Consider the following 18078-nt stretch of genomic DNA (forward strand, 5'->3'; position numbering starts at 1 on the left):
GAAACGATCATTCCAAAACTATTAATTCTCTCCCGATGAAAATAAAAAAGATCGCACACGTTTTATTGGTGAGTGCGTCCATGCTAACGGTTTCCTGTAACAGTAAATTCCTTGACCAGGTACCCAGCGATCGTATTACCATTGAACAGGTATTTAACCGGAGAAGATATTCCGAAGAATACCTCGCTAATATCTACATCACTATTCCCAATGAAGCTTACCGCAATACCTCCGCATGGGAAGGTTGCTCCGATGACGCAGATATCACCTACGACAGGCCAGGCTCCGGCTACAACACCTATCCCATGAATCTGGGCAACTGGAGCGCCGCTTCAGACTATATGAATAACTGGACGAAGTTTTACCAGGGCATCCGTTCTGCTACTTACTTTATGCAGCATATTGACGGTAACCAGGAAATACTGGCGCTTCCCAATGGGCAGGATCTTATTGATCAGTATAAAGCTGAAGCCCGTTTCCTGCGCGCATTCTTTTATTATGGCATCATACGCCAGTACGGACCTGCTATTATACTGGGCGATATTCCCATTGCAGGCGACCTGCTGCCTACGGATGAAGAAATGCAGAAACCGCGCAATTCATACGACGAATGCGTGAACTATATTGTTTCAGAGCTGGATCTTGCTGCGCAGAAATTACCCAAACACTTTACTGCACAGGGTGAAAACGATTATGGCCGTGCTACACAAGCCGCCTGTAAAGCCATTAAAAGCCGCGTATTACTATTGGCGGCAAGCCCGCAATTCAATGGCAATGCAGACTATGCCGGCTTTCGCAACCTGGATGGTAAACAACTCATCAGCTCACAATACGACCGTGAAAAATGGAAGCGTGCTGCCGATGCCGCCCGCGATGTGATCACCGGTTTCAACTTTGCCCTGTACCGTAAGAATGATACCAGCGGAACTTTTGATCCTTATTTGTCTACCCGCGATGTATTCCTGGACCCGTGGAATTCAGAAGTGATCTTTGCCAGGACTACGAACAACCTGAAAGACTGGGAACGTTCTGTAACACCGCGTTTAGCGAGTGGATACGCGGCAGTTGCCGTTACACAACAGCTGGTGGATGAATTTGAAATGGAGAACGGGAAAGGCATTTATGAAGCAGGATCAGGCTATGTGGAAACAGGATTTTCTACTGCTGCGACCAAATACACTACTGCCGGGACTTACAACATGTATGTAAACAGGGAGCCCCGCTTTTATGTGAATGTTAGTTATAACGGAAGCCTCTGGATCAATAAAAGTGAAGGGGATAAAGTAATACAAACGTATTTCACAGGTAACACCGGTAAAAAGGGTTCCTGGGATTTTCCCCGTACCGGCTATATAGCCAGGAAAAATGTGCACCCGGACAGCAACCCGAGGATCTCCCAATACGTGGCGCGGCCGTTTGTACTGGTGCGTTACGCGGAAATATTGCTCAACTACATAGAAGCATTGAATGAGTATGAACCGGGTAACCCCGACATCCTGAAATACCTGAACGAGATCCGTAACAGGGCAGGATTACCGGATGTTGCTGCTGGTTTGGGACAAGCCACCATGCGCACAAAGATCAGGCATGAAAGAAGAGTGGAGCTGGCGCTGGAAAGCCTCCGGTATTTTGATACCCGCCGCTGGAAGATCGCCGAACAAACAGATGGCGGCAACTTCTACGGGATGAACGTTGATGCAGGTACCAAACTTACGGATCTCGTGTTTTACCAGAGAACTGTATTTGAAAGAAGGGTTTTCCTGAAGAATTATTACCTGTTCCCTATTCCTCAATCGGAAATAGACCGCGACAGGAAGCTGGTACAGAATCCCGGATGGTAATTTATTTCCTGATGATCAATTTTATGAAGATGAAAATAAAGTTATTGATATGCTCCCTTGCTGCGGCCACTTCCTGGAGTAGTTGCCGGAACAACAGTATGGAACTGAGAGATATTTCCGACAGCACTGCCGTGGTATACATGCCGCAGGCGGTTACTTCTCCCGCTGTATATTCATTTGAGATATCCGGAAAAGCAGACAGCATTGTGTATGGCGCCTGCTACGGAGGCCCGCATTCACCGGCATCAGATATCCCGGTAAAGTTCAGTGTGGATGCCTCGCTCATAGATCACTTCAACAGTAACAACTTCACCAGTTATCCCATGTTGCCGGAAGGCAGCTATGAACTGGAGCAGTCCAGCGCAGTAATCCCTGCCGGCAGGTATAGTACGGCTCCTTTAAACCTGGTAGTGCATGTGGATAAACTGGATGGAGTAGGCAGTTACCTGCTGCCGGTAACCATTGAAACGAATATGAACGTAAACGAAAAGCTGCGCACCGCTTATTTCCTGATCAACGGGCATTATGCTTCCAATCCGTTTCCTGCTATAGACCGCAGCAAATGGAAAGTGACCGGCTTCTCCTCTGAAGAGCCAACCGGAGAGGGCGCTACCAACGGTCATGCTATTCATGCATTTGATGGTGATGTAAATACTTTCTGGTCCACACAATGGAAAGCTGCCAAGCCCGGACCACCGCATTATATTATGGTAGACATGCAGGAGAGCAGGAAGATCCATGGCATCAGCATCACCGGAAGAACAGACAAAAATACCGGGGAAGTAAAGGCTACAGGTAATCCCAAAAACATTATCGTGGAGCTGAGCACAGATGGCAACAACTGGACCTATTCAGAAAGCTTTACCCTGGCCAATGATAAAGTGAGCACAGTTTACCTGGCGTATGCACACGAAGCCAGGTTTGTAAAATTAACGGTCGATGCCAGCCAGGGCGATAGTTACCTGACCAATATGGCGGAGATCAACGCATTCTGATCAACAGAGTAAGGCTATGATAAAGAAATTTCTATGGTTCCTATGCCTGGCAGGCGTTATGCTTTCGTGTAGCAGGTCTGATAAAGACAGTGCCACACCGGGGGAGCCGGTGCGTCCCAAAACAATGGTAAGAGTGATGACTTACAACATTTACGGCGCCCGCGCTTCCACCGGGGCGTCTGCCAACCTGGAAGCCCTGGCCAGGATCATTAACCGGGAAAAACCGGACCTGGTGGCGTTGCAGGAGGTAGACGTGTATACAAGACGTACCGGTGTTCATGTGCATCAGGCACAGGAACTGGCCCGGCTTACCGGTATGGAATGGTACTTTACAAAAGCCATTGATGTGGGAGGAGGGGAGTATGGAGACGCCGTGCTGTCGCGCTTCCCGATCCTCGAAAGCAAGCGATATGCCTTACCCGTAGCGGCAGACGTGGGCGGCGAGTTCCGGACCATAGCCATGATCCGCGTAAAGAAAGAGGATCATGAGTTTTACTTTGCGGCCACCCACCTGGATCACCTGGCACAGGAAGACAGTCGTTTACTGCAGGCTGCGGAGATTAAAAAGATAGTGGCGGGGCTTTCATTGCCGCTGATCCTTGGCGGTGATTTTAACGCCGTTCCCGGCTCCCGCACTATAGATATAATGCGCAGCTTTATGAGCCCAGGGTGCCTGCAGCAATGTGCCTTCACCTTTCCTTCCGATAATCCCGGCCGTACCATCGATTACATTATGACCACGCCGGTAAACCGTTTTTCTGTAACCCGATACAGTAGTATTACAGGGTATGATGAAGTGCTGAAAGCTTATGCTTCAGACCACCGGGCAGTTGTGGCCGACATCAGTGTTCAATAAGAAAGCAGCAAGCATGCAAAAAGTACCCGGAATCAATTTTTTTTGGCGTACTTTGGACGCTTATCTGCAATTTATCTGAACAATGAAGAAAGTAATCCTAAGCGGCATGCTGGCGTTATCCTGTTGGATGGGGCAGGCAGTGCAGGCGCAAAGCAAACATTCTTTTGCATTGAGTAAAACTGATTTTATGCTGGATGGAAAACCATTCCAGATGATCAGCGGGGAAATGCACCCGGCCCGTATTCCGCATGAATACTGGCGTCATCGTATCCAGATGGCAAAGGCAATGGGTTGTAATACCATTGCTGCATATGTTTTCTGGAATTATCATGAGCCCGTGAAAGGGCAGTTTGATTTCAGTACCGGTAATCACAACATCGCAGAATTTATTAAGATAGCGCAGGAAGAAGGCATGTGGGTACTGCTGCGGCCAGGCCCTTATGTGTGCGCTGAATGGGAATTTGGAGGCTTGCCACCGTATCTTCTGCAAACACCGGATATAAAAGTGCGTTGCATGGACCCGCGTTATATAGCTGCGGTAACTACTTATGTAAACCATTTGGCTGCGGAAATAAAACCGCTGCTGGTAACCAATGGCGGACCAATTGTAATGGTGCAGATTGAAAATGAATATGGCAGCTACGGCAACGACAAAGAATATTTAAATACGTTGAAAGAGATGTGGGTGAAGAATGGCATCAATGTACCATTCTATACAGCAGATGGCGCCACCGCCTATATGCTGGAAGCCGGCGGCGTGGAAGGCGCAGCCATAGGGCTGGACTCCGGCGGCTCTGAAGCTGATTTTGCGGCTGCAAAAAAACAAAATCCCAATGTACCTGCCTTCAGCAGCGAATCTTACCCTGGTTGGTTAACCCACTGGGGCGAGCAATGGCAACGGCCGGGCATAGACGGTATTGCTAAGGAAGTGAAGTTCCTTATGGATACCAAACGCTCCTTTAACCTGTACGTAATTCACGGGGGGACCAATTTCGGGTATACTGCCGGCGCCAATTCCGGCGGAAAGGGTTATGAGCCGGACGTAACCAGTTACGACTATGATGCGCCTATCAATGAACAGGGAAGTGCTACGCCTAAGTATGAAGCGCTGCGTAAACTGATCGGTTCATATCTCCCGAAGGGCAAAAAATTACCAGCTATTCCCAAACCTGTTCCCGCAATTACCATCCCTGAATTTAATCTCAGCCCTTTTACTTCCGTTTGGGACCATTTGCCTCAGCCGGTTAAATCCCCGCAGCCAAAGCCATTTGAGGCTTACGGGCAGGACTATGGTTTTATGGTGTATAAAACCACACTGATAGGGCATAAAAGCGGTAAGCTGACTATAAAGGACCTGCATGATTATGCTACTGTATTCCTCAATGGCAAATATATCGGGAAAATAGACCGCCGTCTTGGAGAAAGAACAATTGACCTGCCGGTAAGCGATGTGAAAAATCCTGTACTGGAGATCCTGGTAGAAGGAATGGGCCGCATTAACTTTGCAGATGCGCTGATAGACCGTAAAGGCATCACGGATCGTGTGGTCCTTAATGGTATGACGCTAATGAACTGGGAGGTGTATGGTTTGCCTATGACAGAAAAGTTTGTGCAGGAACTGAGCGCATCTTCCAATAACGCCACCAGGCCCGGGCAGTTTTTTAAAGCCACTTTTAACCTCGATAAAACCGGCGATACCTACATCGATATGTCTGGTTATAAGAAAGGGATTGTTTGGGTAAATGGCCACAACCTGGGCCGGTACTGGGAAATAGGACCACAGAAGAACCTGTACTGTCCTGCACCATGGCTGAAAAAAGGCGCCAATGAAATTGTAGTGTTCGATCTGCACCAGGAAGCAGCTGCTCCGGTGAAGGGTGTATTGAGTTTGTTATAATCATCATAATCCTAAGTCAGACAAAATCCTTTGCGTACTATTTACACAAACGATTTATTTTCGCTGCCTTGCTTTTAACATTCAAAATTGGTAACTTAGGAATGGTGGTTTTTCATTTATTTACTATTCTAAAAGTCTTGCCATGGGAAAGGTACGTAACATCCTGCAGGTTAAGGGTCATGCAGTATTTTCCATAAACCCCGACAATACTGTTTTTGAAGCCCTTCAGCTCCTTGTTGACCATAATATCGGTGCATTGACTGTAGTTGATGAAGATGAACATTTTATGGGAATTTTTTCTGAACGTGACTATGCCCGCCGCGTGATCCTGAAGGGACGTGCTTCCAAGGAAACGCTGATCCGTGAAATCATGACAGAGCGGCCTATCACAGTTACTGAAGATGATTCTATCGAGGACTGTATGGGACTGATGACAGATAAAAGGATCCGTCACCTGCCGGTGGTGGATCAGCAGAACAGGCTGGTGGGTTTGATTTCTATAGGGGACGTGGTGAAGTTTATTATTGACGATCAGCAGCACATCATTACCAGTCTTGAATGTTATATTACAGGCACTCATACCTGAGTATCGCATTTTAATCTTTGTTTAATCGTTGTATTTTTTGTAACTTCAGTTTCATATAGTCTTTACCGTATTGCGGCAGTTGAAACGTTATGAAACCGGGCTCATACCCGGCGTTCCCTCTTGATTCGCGGTTTACAGACTAGCATTACCTAACAGACATGTTCAGTAGATTGGAAAGCAGACTACTGGTTTTTATCAGACAGACTGGCAAAACGGACTTTTAAGTAAATCGCTCGGAGGGCGAACACTTTGAAAAGCGCTGTTTCTGACATCACTCCCATCTGGCCATTTTTAGCATATGGCGCTATCGTTGTGGTACTCATCAGTATCATACTGGGGCTTTCCTATGTGCTGGGGCAACGGCATAAAGACCGTGCCACCGGCGAGGCCTATGAGTCCGGTATCATCTCCACCGGCTCTGCACGATTGAGGTTTCCTTCCCAGTTTTACCTGGTTGCGATGCTCTTCGTTATCTTCGATATTGAAACAGTTTTAATTATCTCCTGGGCAATTGCCTATGAAGAAGTTGGCTGGGCCGGCTTCCTGGGCGTTGCTGTTTTCATCTTTATATTACTGGCTGTACTTATTTACGAATGGCGTAACGGCGCATTGGACTTCGGGCCCGATGGTAAAAGAATTTTACGCGCATATAAGAAAATGCGGAAGAAAAACTCCACTAACGTTAACGGTTACACGGACATTAAGACTCCAGCACCACAGGCACTGATGTAGCAATAGCATGTTGATTTTATGATGCAGTAAATCAACTCTTATATGAAATGGTGGCTAACCAACGCAAATGATGTAACGGGTAAAATATCCGGCAATACTTCTATGGAAGAAGTGATACAGCAGAGTGTGATGCTCACTTCTGTAGAAAGCCTGCTGGCATGGGGACGAAAAAATTCACTCTGGCCCTTTCACTTTGGCCTTTCCTGTTGTTTTGTAGAAATGGCTACCGCTATGACCCCTAAGTATGATATGGCGCGCTTTGGCGCGGAAGTAATCAGAGGTACTCCCCGCGAAGCAGACGTTATGATCATAGCAGGCACCGTATTCATAAAAATGGCGCCCGTCATTCAACGTTTGTATGAGCAGATGATGGAGCCCCGCTGGGTAATATCCATGGGCTCCTGTGCTAACTCCGGTGGTATGTACGACATCTACAGCGTGGTACAGGGAGTAGATAAATTTTTGCCGGTAGATGTGTACGTGCCTGGTTGTCCGCCACGCCCCGATGCATTTATGTCCGGCCTCGTGATGCTGCGCGACAGCGTAGGGAAAGAGAAACGGCCGCTCAGCTGGGTGATCGGCGACCAGGGCGTGGTACGGCCGGAAAAGATATCCATGAAAGATGCCCTGTATGAAAAACGGCAACAGATGACCCAGTTTAAAACACCCGACCAGATATGATGAACCTTACTAACATTAACGGATATATGAAAGATTGAACCGGAAAAGACCGCAATATTTATCTTATCCCCATCTAAACTTAATACGCCATGCCAGAGCGCATTGCAGCGGAATTAAGCTCCCGTTTTGGTGATATCACCTTCGAACCTCAGGTTACACGGGATGGGACGCCCACCTTCTGGACGCCACAGGAGCATATTGTGGCCGTACTACAGTTCCTTAAATCTGAAATACAAATGCCCTACCGCATGCTCTATGACCTCACGGCCATTGATGAGCGTGCGTATAAACGGCAGCAGAACGGGCATAAACCCTACGACTTTACCGTTGTTTACACACTTTTTTCCTTCGACAGAAACGAATTCCTGCGCATCAAGGCCGGTCTCCACGGTGAATACCCGGCGCTGGATAGTATTACTCCCATCTGGACGGCCGCCAACTGGTATGAACGCGAGGTGTATGATATGTTCGGCATCCGGTTCAATGGCCATCCCCTTCTGAAACGCATTCTTATGCCCTCCACCTGGGAGGGGCATCCGCTCCGTAAGGAGCACCCCGCACGCGCTACTGAAATGGGGCCGTTTAAGCTCTATGATGAGAAGCAGGACAGGGAGCAGGAGGCCCTGCGCTTTAAACCTGAAGAATGGGGCTTAAAACGCCATAGCGAGGACGCCGACTTTATGTTCCTCAACATCGGTCCGCAACACCCGGGAACCCACGGTGTATTGCGCATTATTCTCCAGCTGAATGGCGAAGATATTGTAGACGCTGTACCCGACATCGGTTTCCATCACCGTGGCGCTGAAAAGATGGGAGAGCGCCAGTCGTGGCATACCTATATTCCGTACACCGACCGCGTGGATTACCTCGGCGGTGTGAATAATAACCTGGCCTACCTGTTATCTGTTGAGCAGCTGGGAGGCATAGACGTGCCGCTGCGTGCCCAGGTGATCCGCATCATGCTCTGTGAACTGTTCCGTATTGCCAGCCACCTGGTGTGGTATGGCACCTTTGCCCAGGACCTGGGGCAGCTGTCGCCGGTATTCTATATGTTCACCGACCGTGAGCGTGTTTTTGAGATCATAGAAGCCATTTGCGGCGGCCGCATGCATCCCAACTGGTTTCGCATCGGCGGCGTTGCGCAGGACCTTCCTAATGGCTGGGACCAGCTGGTGAAAAATTTTATCAGTTATTTCCCGAAGCAGCTGAAGGAATACGACAGCATGGTCATGAAGAATTATCTTTTTAAAGCCCGTACAAAAGGCATTGGCATCTATACGCAGGAAGAAGCCATTGAATGGGGCGTAACGGGCCCCGGGCTGCGGGCCTGTGGCCTGGAATGGGATATGCGCAAGAAACGGCCATACAGCGGATATGAAAATTTTGCTTTCGAAATACCGGTGGCGCACAACGGCGATTGTTACGACCGTGCAGTAGTACGGGTAGAAGAAATGCGGCAAAGCCTGCGCATCATTGAACAATGCGTGGCCTACATGCCGGAAGGCGATTATAAATCGCATCACCCGCTGGCTACCCCGCCGGTGAAAGCACGCACCATGCAGGATATCGAAACACTTATCCATCACTTCCTCAACGTAAGCTGGGGACCGGTAATACCCGCCGGGGAAGCTGCTGTATGCACAGAAGCCACCAAAGGATGGAACAGCTACTACCTTATCAGCGATGGTAACACGGCTTCCTACCGCACCAGGGTACGGACGCCGTCTTTCCCGCATATGCAGATGATTCCGCTGATCAGCCGCGGGTACACCGTGGCGGACCTGTTATCGATACTCGGAGGAATGGATTATGTACTTGCAGATATTGACAGATAATACAACAACATATGCTTTCTGCTATTGAAATAGAACAGATCACGCATGAAATACAGCAGGTGCCTGTGAAAAAGGCAGCCTGTATTGAAGCCCTGAAAATTATACAGGGTCAACGCCGCTGGGTGTCTGATGAAAGCGTGGCAGATATTGCCGCTATACTGGAAATGAGCACAGCAGAAGTAGACAGCGTGGCTACTTTTTATAACCTCATTTTCCGGCGCCCGGTAGGACGGCACGTGATCCTGCTGTGCGATAGTATCAGCTGCTACGTGATGGGCTATACGGAAATTAAACAGCAACTGATGGAACTGCTGCAGATCAGCTACGGACAAACAACGCCGGATGAGCGCTTCACCTTGTTGCCCAACGCCTGTTTGGGTACCTGTGACCACGCACCGGCCATGATCATCGACAACGACCTGTACAGGGATCTGACAACAGCTTCCCTTCCACAAATACTGGATCAATATTTATAAAGATGGAAAAACCGCTCACACAACATATCCCCGCATCCGGAGCGCCCCTTCACCTGAAGGAGTATGAAGCAGTGGGCGGCTATGCCGCATTACGCCAGGTGTTGCAGGAGCTGACGCCTGCTGAAGTAACAGGCAGGGTGAAGGATGCCAACCTCAAAGGCCGTGGGGGAGCGGGTTTCAGCACCGGTATGAAATGGAGCTTTGTTCCTGCAGAAGTAACCGGCCCCCGCTACCTGATCTGCAACGCCGATGAAATGGAGCCCGGCACCTTTAAAGACCGCTGGCTGCTGGAAGGCAACCCGCATCAGCTGCTGGAAGGAATGATCATCTCAGCATACGCCATACAGGCTACACAGGGCTTCGTGTTTATGCGCTGGGCCTATAAGGATGCCGCGCGCATCATGAGCCAGGCTATTGCAGATGCTTATGCCGCTGGTTATCTCGGTAAAAATATACTCGGTAAAAATTACAGCCTGGAAATGCAATTGCATACAGGCGTGGGAAGGTATATGTGCGGAGAAGAAACCGCCCTGCTCAATTCGCTGGAAGGCAAACGCGCCGTACCCCGCGCTAAGCCTCCGTTCCCGCAGGTAAGCGGACTGTTTGGAAAACCTACTATTGTCAACAACGTGGAAACATTGTCTTACATACCGCATATTCTCAGCAAGGGCAGCGATTGGTTCAAATCACTGAGCTATACCGCCGACGGGGGTACGAAAATATACGGTGTAAGCGGAAGAGTAAACAAGCCCGGTGCCTGGGAACTACCTATGGGCGTTACTATGCGGGAATTACTGGAGGAACATGCGGGCGGCATGAAAACGGGATACCGGTTCCGCGGTGCGCTGCCCGGAGGTGCTTCAACTGATTTCTTAACCGATGCCCACCTCGATGTGAAAATGGACTTCGCAGGAGTAGCTGCCGCGGGAAGCCGCCTGGGTACCGGCACTATGGTGATACTGGATGACCGCACCTGCCCGGTGGGGTTTGTACATAACCTGGAGCATTTCTTTGCGCAGGAATCGTGCGGCTTTTGCACACCCTGCCGCGAAGGACTGCCCTGGACAGAAAAGATATTATACGCAATGGAACAGGGACAAGGGACTTATGCAGACCTGGCGCAACTGGAAATGCATACCAGGTTGTTAGGCCCCGGGAATACTTTCTGCGCACTGGCGCCCGGCGCTATGGAGCCCCTGCAAAGCGCCCTGAAATATTTCCGGGAGGATTTTGAACAACACATCAAAGAAAAAAAATGTCCATATGCCAATCATACACATTGATAATAAAGCCTACGAAGTAAAGGAAGGCAAAAACCTGCTGGAGGCTTGCCTGTCGCTGGGGCTAAACCTTCCTTACTTTTGCTGGCACCCCGCCCTGGGTGCAGTAGGGGCCTGCCGTCAATGCGCCGTTAAGGTGTTCAAAGACGAGGAAGATAAAAAAGGAAAAATCATCATGTCGTGTATGGAGCCGGTAAAAGACCAGCTTCGTTTATCCATCGACGATAAGGATGCCCGCAATTTCAGGGAGCATGTGATCGGTTGGCTGATGACCAATCACCCGCATGATTGCGCCGTATGTGATGAGGGCGGCTCCTGCCACCTGCAGGATATGACAGTGATGACGGGCCACTCTTACCGTGACTATCACTTCACCAAAAGAACTTATAACAACCAATATCTCGGACCATTCCTCAATCATGAAATGAACCGTTGCATCCAGTGCTACCGCTGTGTAAGATTTTATAAAGATTTTGCAGGGGGAAAAGACCTGGATGTGTTTGCCGCTCACAACCATGTGTATTTTGGCAGGCAGCAGGAGGGCACGCTGGAAAGTGAGTTCAGCGGCAACCTGGCGGAAATTTGTCCTACCGGTGTGTTTACAGATAAAACCCTGAAGCAGCACTACACCCGTAAATGGGACCTTACCTCCGCTGCCTCTGTGTGCCAGGGCTGCGGCCTGGGATGCAATATCATTGCCGGTGAGCGCTATGGTGCAGTGCGGCAGATCACCAACCGGTTTAATGGCGCGGTAAACGGTTATTTTCTTTGCGATCGTGGCCGTTACGGCTACGAATTTGTAAACAGCAAACAACGGATCAAAACGCCCATGGTGTATCATGGGCCCTTGGATAAAGCAAACGGTATCCCTGTGTTGCAGCATGTACAGCAACGGATGAAGCCGGGAAAAACAATCGGTATCGGCTCACCACGGGCCTCACTGGAATCAAACGCTGTGTTGAAGGAACTGGTAGGAGCAGAAAACTTTTACCTCGGTGTGTCCGCAGCAGATCATGACCTGGTGTCCCTCTCCTTAAAGATACTGCAACAGGGGCCGGTACGCAGCGCTTCCCTGCAGGATGCGGCTGCGGCAGATGTGGTGCTTATTCTCGGTGAAGACGTTACCAACACGGCACCGATGCTGGCTTTGTCGGTACGGCAGGCTATCCGCCGCATCCCGGTAGCGGAAGTGATCAATCAGATCCATATGCCTGCCTGGCAGGATGCCGCAGTGCGGGAAGCCGTGCAGGACAACAAAGGCCCCCTGTATATTTTAAACGTGCAGGAAACAAAACTGGATGAACTGGCAAAAGGAGCCTATCATACCGCACCGGACAACATTGCCCGTATAGGCTTCGGTGTTAGTCACCTGCTGAGCAGTAAAATGCCGGAAGTAAAAGGAATGTCCGAGCAGGGAAAAGCTATTGCCGGAGAAATAGCAGCGGTGCTGAAAACGGCGAAGAACCCGCTTATTATTGCAGGCTATGGCGGCGGCAGTGAAGCCATCATCAAAGCTGCAGCCAACGTGGCATGGTCGCTGCACGACATGGGCATTGATGCCATGCTTACCTATACGGTGCCGGAATGCAACAGCGCAGGACTTGAAATGCTGGGTGGCCATCGCCTGGAATCGGCGGTGGACCGCGCCCTCAACGACGAAGCTGAAACGGTGATCGTGCTCGAAAATGACCTGTACCGCAGGTTAAACCAGCACCGCGCGGAGCAGTTTTTCGGCAAAGTAAAAGATGTGATCCTGCTCGATCATCTCTATAATCCCACTGCTGAAAAGGCTACTATTATTCTGCCAGCAGGCACCTTTGCAGAGTCAGATGGTACGCTGGTAAATAATGAAGGCCGCGCCCAGCGCTTCTTCCAGGTGTTTTCTCCCGATTCCGCGGTACAGGAAAGCTGGCGCTGGTTATTACAGATAGCAAATACAACCGGGCATGCGACTTTATCTGCACTGGAACATCTGGATGATGTGGTAGATCATATTGCCCGCAGCTACAAAGTATTTGAAGGTATTGATACACTTGCTCCGCACGCCGGTTTCCGTATTGCCGGTCAGAAGGTGCCACGGGAGCCGCACCGCTTCAGTGGCCGTACAGCCATGCAGGCAAATGTTAATGTAAGCGAGCCACGGCCGCCACAGGATATGGATACCGCATTGTCGTTCACCATGGAAGGATACCGGGGAGAACCGCCTTCCTCCATGATCCCCTTCTTCTGGGCGCCGGGATGGAATTCTGTACAATCTGTAAACAAATTCCAGGTAGAAACAGGAGGACCGCTGCATGACGGCAACCCGGGCCGGCGGCTTATTGAGCCTCACGTTAACGGGCATACGCCGTTTTATACCGAGGTGCCGGAACCTTACCTGCCGCTCAGGGAACATTTATTACTGGTGCCACTCTATCATATTTTCGGATCGGAGGAGCTGAGCATACATACACCTGGTATTGCCGAGCGCATTCCTGCACCTTACATCATGCTGCACAGCGAAGATGCCAAACGGCTGCAGGTTACTGAAGGGCACCTGTTACATTTTACGGATAACGGGCATCACTACACGTTGCCGGTGATCGTTAACGATACATTACAGGAAGGCGTCGCCGGGATCCCTGTAGGCCTTCCGGGCATGCAGATTTCAGAGGCGCCGCAACTGATAAAAGTATAATGCTATGATAAACTTCTGGTGGATAATAGGCGGGGTGCTCTTTGCACTGTTAAATACGGCGGCGGGGCTTATCTGGGTGGAACGCCGGATGCTTGCGCTGTGGCAGGACCGCTATGGCCCCAACAGGGCCGGGCCTTTCGGGCTGCTGGTGGTGCTGGCAGATACGATAAAATTGTTTTTTAAGGAAGACTGGATCCCGCCTTTCGCTGATAAAGTAGTGTTTGTATTTGCACCCGGGGTAGTGATGCTGAGTGTGCTCATGAGCTTTGTGGTGATACCATTTGCACCCGGTATCATAGTGGCGGATCTGAATATAGGACTGTTGTTTTTCCTGGCCATGTCATCACTGGGCGTATACAGCGTGGTATTGGGCGGCTGGGCTTCCAATAATAAGTATGCCTTACTGGGCGCCATGCGCGGGGCTTCGCAAATGATCAGCTATGAAGTATTTATGGGACTGGCGCTGATGGGAGTGGTGGTATTGAGCGGTTCTTTCAATCTTGGTGAAATAGTGGAGGCGCAGCGGAAAGTATGGTTTGTCATTCCGCAGTTCATCGGTTTCCTTATTTTCCTGGTAGCAGGCGTAGCGGAAACGCACCGGTTGCCTTTTGATATCCCTGAAGCAGAAAGCGAACTGGTGGCAGGATTCCACTCTGAATATTCAGGAATGAAGTTCGGTATGTTTTTCATTGGTGAGTACCTGGGCGTAACGCTGATTTCCGGTATGCTGGTAACGCTTTATTTCGGCGGATGGCTTGGCCCTGCATTTTTACCGCCGGTGTTGTGGTTTGTGATAAAAACATTTGCATTTATAATGCTGTTCATCCTGTTCCGTGCTTCCATGCCTCGGCCACGGTATGATCAGCTGATGGAATATGGCTGGAAAGTATTGTTTCCTTTATCGATCCTGAATCTGATGGTAACAGCTGCCATTAAGCTGTGGTTAAATTCTTAAAACAACGAACATGTTTAGTCTGGTAAGAAGTATGTGGCTGATATTCCTGCATATGTTTCATAAGCGGGAAACATTTCAGTATCCTGAGCAGAAGGCGCCGTTGCCGGCCCGCTGGCGAGGCCGCATTGCGTTAACCCGCGATCCGGATGGAGGCGAGCGCTGTGTGGGCTGTTACCTTTGTGCGGCGGCCTGCCCGGTCGACTGCATCTCCCTGCAGGCAACAGAAGATGAGGCAGGCAGAAGGTACCCGGAATTTTTCCGGATCAATTTCTCCCGCTGTATTTTCTGCGGTTTCTGTGAAGAAGCCTGCCCAACTTACGCGATACAGTTGTTACCCGATTTTGAAATGGCAGAATATAACCGCCAGAACCTGGTATATGAAAAGAAAGACCTGCTCATCAACAGCGAAGGCAAGTACCCAGGATACAACTATTACAATGTAGCCGGTATAGCCATCCGTGGAAAGGATAAAGGGGATGCGCAACAGGAAGAACCACCGGTAGATATTAAAAGCCTGATACCATGATGGGGACTGCATTTTATATCGCTGCGTTCATCGCAATACTGGCTACAGTGATGGTGATCACCCGGTATAATATTATGCACGCCTTGCTGTACCTGGTAGTGTCTTTACTGGCCGTAGCAGTGGTGTTGTATCTCTATGGAGCGCCTTTCATGGCTGCATTGGAGGTGATTGTATATGCTGGCGCCATTATGGTATTGCTCATCTTTTTTGTAATGATGCTGAACCTCGGGAAGGAATCCGCAGCACAGGAAAAGCTGTGGCTGAAGCCGCGTATCTGGATCTTTCCTTCCCTGCTTTGTATCATATTGCTGGGAGAGCTTGTTTTCCTGGTATTGCAGAACCATCAGCCGGTATCAGAAGTGAAGATGGTGAATCCCAAAGAAGTTGGTATTGCTTTATTCGGGCCTTATATCATGGCAGTGGAGCTTACCGGGATGCTGCTGATGGCGGGCATTGTGGGCGCTTATCATTTAGGACGGCAGAAAGAGAAAACATTGCACCGGTTCCTTGAAAATGATCAATCATGATAGTACATCCTACCACAGCGGGCATGCTGCTCGCCGGCGTTTTATTTGTGCTGGGACTGATCAGTATCCTGGTTCGCCGCGACATTATTTTTATGTTGCTCTCGGTGGAGATCATGCTGAACGCGGCAGGACTGGCCTTTGTAGTGGCTTCGTCACACTGGGGCACAGCAGATGGACAGGTGATGTTCATCTTCATACTGGCGATGGCGGCAGCTGAAGTTTCGGTAGGACTGGCATTGATCTTACAATTATACCATCAGCTCAAAACACTGGACAGCGACGAAGCGGCAAAAATGAACGGATAAAATATTCAATTCTATGTTTCCTGCACTCATACCACTCATACCTTTTATAAGTGCGCTTCTGCTTATGGCTGGCTGGAAGCGGTTTAGCCGTATAGGCGTTACCGTAACAGGGTGCGGCAGTATCGGGTTAGCTGCAGTGATAGCCATAATTATTGCTATGCAGTTTAGCGCAAACGGAGAACAGGCTATTGTACAGCATGCCGGCAACTGGCTGGAAGCAGGCGGTTTTAAAACGGGCTTCGATTTCAGGATGGATGCCTTGTCGGTGGTATTTGTGCTGGTGATCACTATAGTGGGGTTCCTGATCCATGTATATGCTTCCGGTTATATGCATGACGAACCGGATTATGCCCGCTTCTTTGCCTGTATGAATTTATTTGTAGGCGCAATGCTGACACTGGTGATGGCTGATAATTTATTGCTCCTGTATTTAGGCTGGGAAGGTGTAGGGCTTTGCAGCTACCTGCTTATCGGTTTCTGGTATAAAGACCCGGCCAACGGGTATGCAGCGCGGAAAGCTTTCATCGTAACGAGGGTAGGCGATACTGCTATGGCCATCGCCTTGTTCATGTTGTTCCAGTATACCGGTACTTTAAGCATTCCCGGCATACTGGAAAACAGTACACATGTATGGTCAGTGAACGACGGCATGATCACCGTAATAGCCCTGTTGTTGCTGGGAGGCGCCGTTGGCAAATCTGCGCAGCTGCCCCTGCAAATCTGGTTGCCTGATGCCATGGCAGGGCCAACACCGGTGAGCGCTTTGATCCATGCGGCAACTATGGTTACTGCCGGCGTTTATCTTATTGCCCGTACGCATACTTTATTTGAACTGGCGCCGGCAGCCCAAACCATCACTGCTGTAATAGGCGCTGTTACATTGATACTGGCTGGTTTCAGCGCATTGGTACAAACGGATATCAAAAGAGTGCTGGCCTATTCCACAGTGAGCCAGATCGGGTATATGTTCCTGGCGCTGGGTTGTGGCGCCTGGTCGGCCGCCGTATTTCATTTTGTTACACATGCTTTTTTTAAGGCGCTATTGTTCATGGCGGCAGGAGCCATCATTGTGGCGTTGCATCATGAGCAGGACATGTTTAAGATGGGAGGGCTGAAGAACCGGCTGAGAGGCGTTTACTGGGTATTTTTAATTGGTTGTGCTTCCCTGGCAGCTATCCCTTTTGTAACGGCGGGATTCTATAGCAAAGACCAGATCATCTGGTTATCCTGGTCTGCCGCGGGCGGCCATGTTGGCCTCTGGCTGGCAGCCCTGCTGGGTGCGCTGCTCACCGGCATGTATACCTTCCGTATGTTCTTCCTGGTATTTTACGGGGAAGAGAAAACAAAGGTGCATCATCAGCCGGGGAATAGTATGATGATCCCCCTGTATATACTGGCTGTATTATCCACGGTGGCGGGTTTTATAGAGCTGCCTCATACCATGGGACATGTAACCCTGTTCAGTAACTGGTTGCAGCCGGTATTGCCTGCGGTGTCGGTATTGCATGAAAGCCTTGCTATGGAATGGACCTCGCAGGCGTTGTCGGCTTTGCTGGCGCTGAGTGGTATCGGGCTGGCCTATGCCTGGGTGGTGAAGCATCCCAAAGGAATGTCCGATTTTCTGGAAATGCCTGCCATCATGTGGCTGCGGGGTTACTGGAGCAGGGGATGGGATTTTGATGAATTGTACAATGTATTGCTGGTGCGTCCTTTTGTGTACCTGTCGCGCATCAACAGGAGGGATCTTATAGATACGCTCTACACCGGGCTGGGAGCATTTATGGAATGGTGCCATAACGTGCTTGCACGTACGCAGAGCGGTTTGCTGCGATGGTATATACTAAGCGTGGTACTTGGAGCAGTAGCTATATTATCTGTACTGATCTGGCGGATCTACTTATAACCGGAA

At 49.8% G+C, this 18078-nt stretch carries 16 protein-coding genes; all 16 read left to right on the plus strand.

Annotated features, from left to right (window positions below):
- Window positions 1-35: 35 nt before the first annotated feature.
- The 16 genes from FN124_RS12690 to nuoL all read left to right on the plus strand — a co-directional run bounded on the left by FN124_RS12690 (window position 36) and on the right by nuoL (window position 18072).
- Window positions 36-1841, plus strand: a complete 1806-nt coding sequence (locus tag FN124_RS12690; RefSeq protein WP_142685083.1) for a RagB/SusD family nutrient uptake outer membrane protein — start codon at window positions 36-38, stop codon at window positions 1839-1841.
- Between the two features lie 29 nt (window positions 1842-1870).
- Window positions 1871-2836: a BT_3987 domain-containing protein gene (locus tag FN124_RS12695; protein WP_185937178.1), complete on the plus strand. Its 966-nt coding sequence runs from the start codon at window positions 1871-1873 to the stop codon at window positions 2834-2836.
- Between the two features lie 16 nt (window positions 2837-2852).
- A complete protein-coding gene (locus tag FN124_RS12700; protein ID WP_142685085.1) occupies window positions 2853-3692 on the plus strand; it encodes an endonuclease/exonuclease/phosphatase family protein in 840 nt (279 codons plus the stop codon).
- A gap of 82 nt (window positions 3693-3774) precedes the next feature.
- Window positions 3775-5589, plus strand: coding sequence for a glycoside hydrolase family 35 protein (locus tag FN124_RS12705; protein ID WP_142685086.1), 1815 nt, complete (start codon window positions 3775-3777; stop codon window positions 5587-5589).
- Window positions 5590-5731: 142 nt separating this feature from the next.
- The gene (locus tag FN124_RS12710; RefSeq protein WP_142685087.1) at window positions 5732-6175 is read left to right on the plus strand and encodes a CBS domain-containing protein; all 444 of its coding nucleotides are present in this window, start codon (window positions 5732-5734) and stop codon (window positions 6173-6175) included.
- A 249-nt stretch (window positions 6176-6424) separates the two neighbouring features.
- Complete coding sequence (locus tag FN124_RS12715) at window positions 6425-6907, plus strand: NADH-quinone oxidoreductase subunit A (RefSeq protein WP_142685088.1); 483 nt, start codon at window positions 6425-6427, stop codon at window positions 6905-6907.
- Between the two features lie 42 nt (window positions 6908-6949).
- Complete coding sequence (locus FN124_RS12720; protein WP_142685089.1) at window positions 6950-7588, plus strand: NADH-quinone oxidoreductase subunit B; 639 nt, start codon at window positions 6950-6952, stop codon at window positions 7586-7588.
- Window positions 7589-7677: 89 nt separating this feature from the next.
- A complete protein-coding gene (nuoC, locus tag FN124_RS12725; RefSeq protein WP_142685090.1) occupies window positions 7678-9423 on the plus strand; it encodes an NADH-quinone oxidoreductase subunit C/D in 1746 nt (581 codons plus the stop codon).
- A gap of 11 nt (window positions 9424-9434) precedes the next feature.
- Entirely contained in the window at window positions 9435-9899 is a 465-nt protein-coding gene (nuoE, locus tag FN124_RS12730) for an NADH-quinone oxidoreductase subunit NuoE (RefSeq protein WP_142685091.1), read from the plus strand.
- Window positions 9900-9901: 2 nt separating this feature from the next.
- Entirely contained in the window at window positions 9902-11182 is a 1281-nt protein-coding gene (nuoF, locus tag FN124_RS12735; protein ID WP_142685092.1) for an NADH-quinone oxidoreductase subunit NuoF, read from the plus strand.
- Entirely contained in the window at window positions 11163-13856 is a 2694-nt protein-coding gene (gene nuoG, locus FN124_RS12740; RefSeq protein WP_142685093.1) for an NADH-quinone oxidoreductase subunit NuoG, read from the plus strand. Before nuoF ends, nuoG begins: the two co-directional genes overlap by 20 nt.
- 4 nt (window positions 13857-13860) lie before the next feature.
- On the plus strand, window positions 13861-14811 hold the full coding sequence (nuoH, locus tag FN124_RS12745; RefSeq protein WP_142685094.1) for an NADH-quinone oxidoreductase subunit NuoH: 951 nt from the start codon (window positions 13861-13863) through the stop codon (window positions 14809-14811).
- A gap of 10 nt (window positions 14812-14821) precedes the next feature.
- Window positions 14822-15337: an NADH-quinone oxidoreductase subunit NuoI gene (gene nuoI, locus FN124_RS12750; protein ID WP_142685095.1), complete on the plus strand. Its 516-nt coding sequence runs from the start codon at window positions 14822-14824 to the stop codon at window positions 15335-15337.
- Window positions 15334-15864, plus strand: coding sequence for an NADH-quinone oxidoreductase subunit J (gene nuoJ, locus FN124_RS12755; RefSeq protein WP_260607412.1), 531 nt, complete (start codon window positions 15334-15336; stop codon window positions 15862-15864). The genes nuoI and nuoJ overlap by 4 nt, the downstream gene beginning before the upstream one ends.
- On the plus strand, window positions 15861-16169 hold the full coding sequence (nuoK, locus tag FN124_RS12760) for an NADH-quinone oxidoreductase subunit NuoK (protein ID WP_079468113.1): 309 nt from the start codon (window positions 15861-15863) through the stop codon (window positions 16167-16169). Before nuoJ ends, nuoK begins: the two co-directional genes overlap by 4 nt.
- A gap of 13 nt (window positions 16170-16182) precedes the next feature.
- Window positions 16183-18072 (plus strand): NADH-quinone oxidoreductase subunit L, encoded by a 1890-nt coding sequence (gene nuoL, locus FN124_RS12765; RefSeq protein ID WP_142685096.1) that lies wholly within the window; start codon window positions 16183-16185, stop codon window positions 18070-18072.
- Window positions 18073-18078 lie beyond the last annotated feature (6 nt).

Source organism: Chitinophaga polysaccharea (assembly GCF_902150045.1).
Lineage (GTDB): Bacteria > Bacteroidota > Bacteroidia > Chitinophagales > Chitinophagaceae > Chitinophaga > Chitinophaga polysaccharea_A.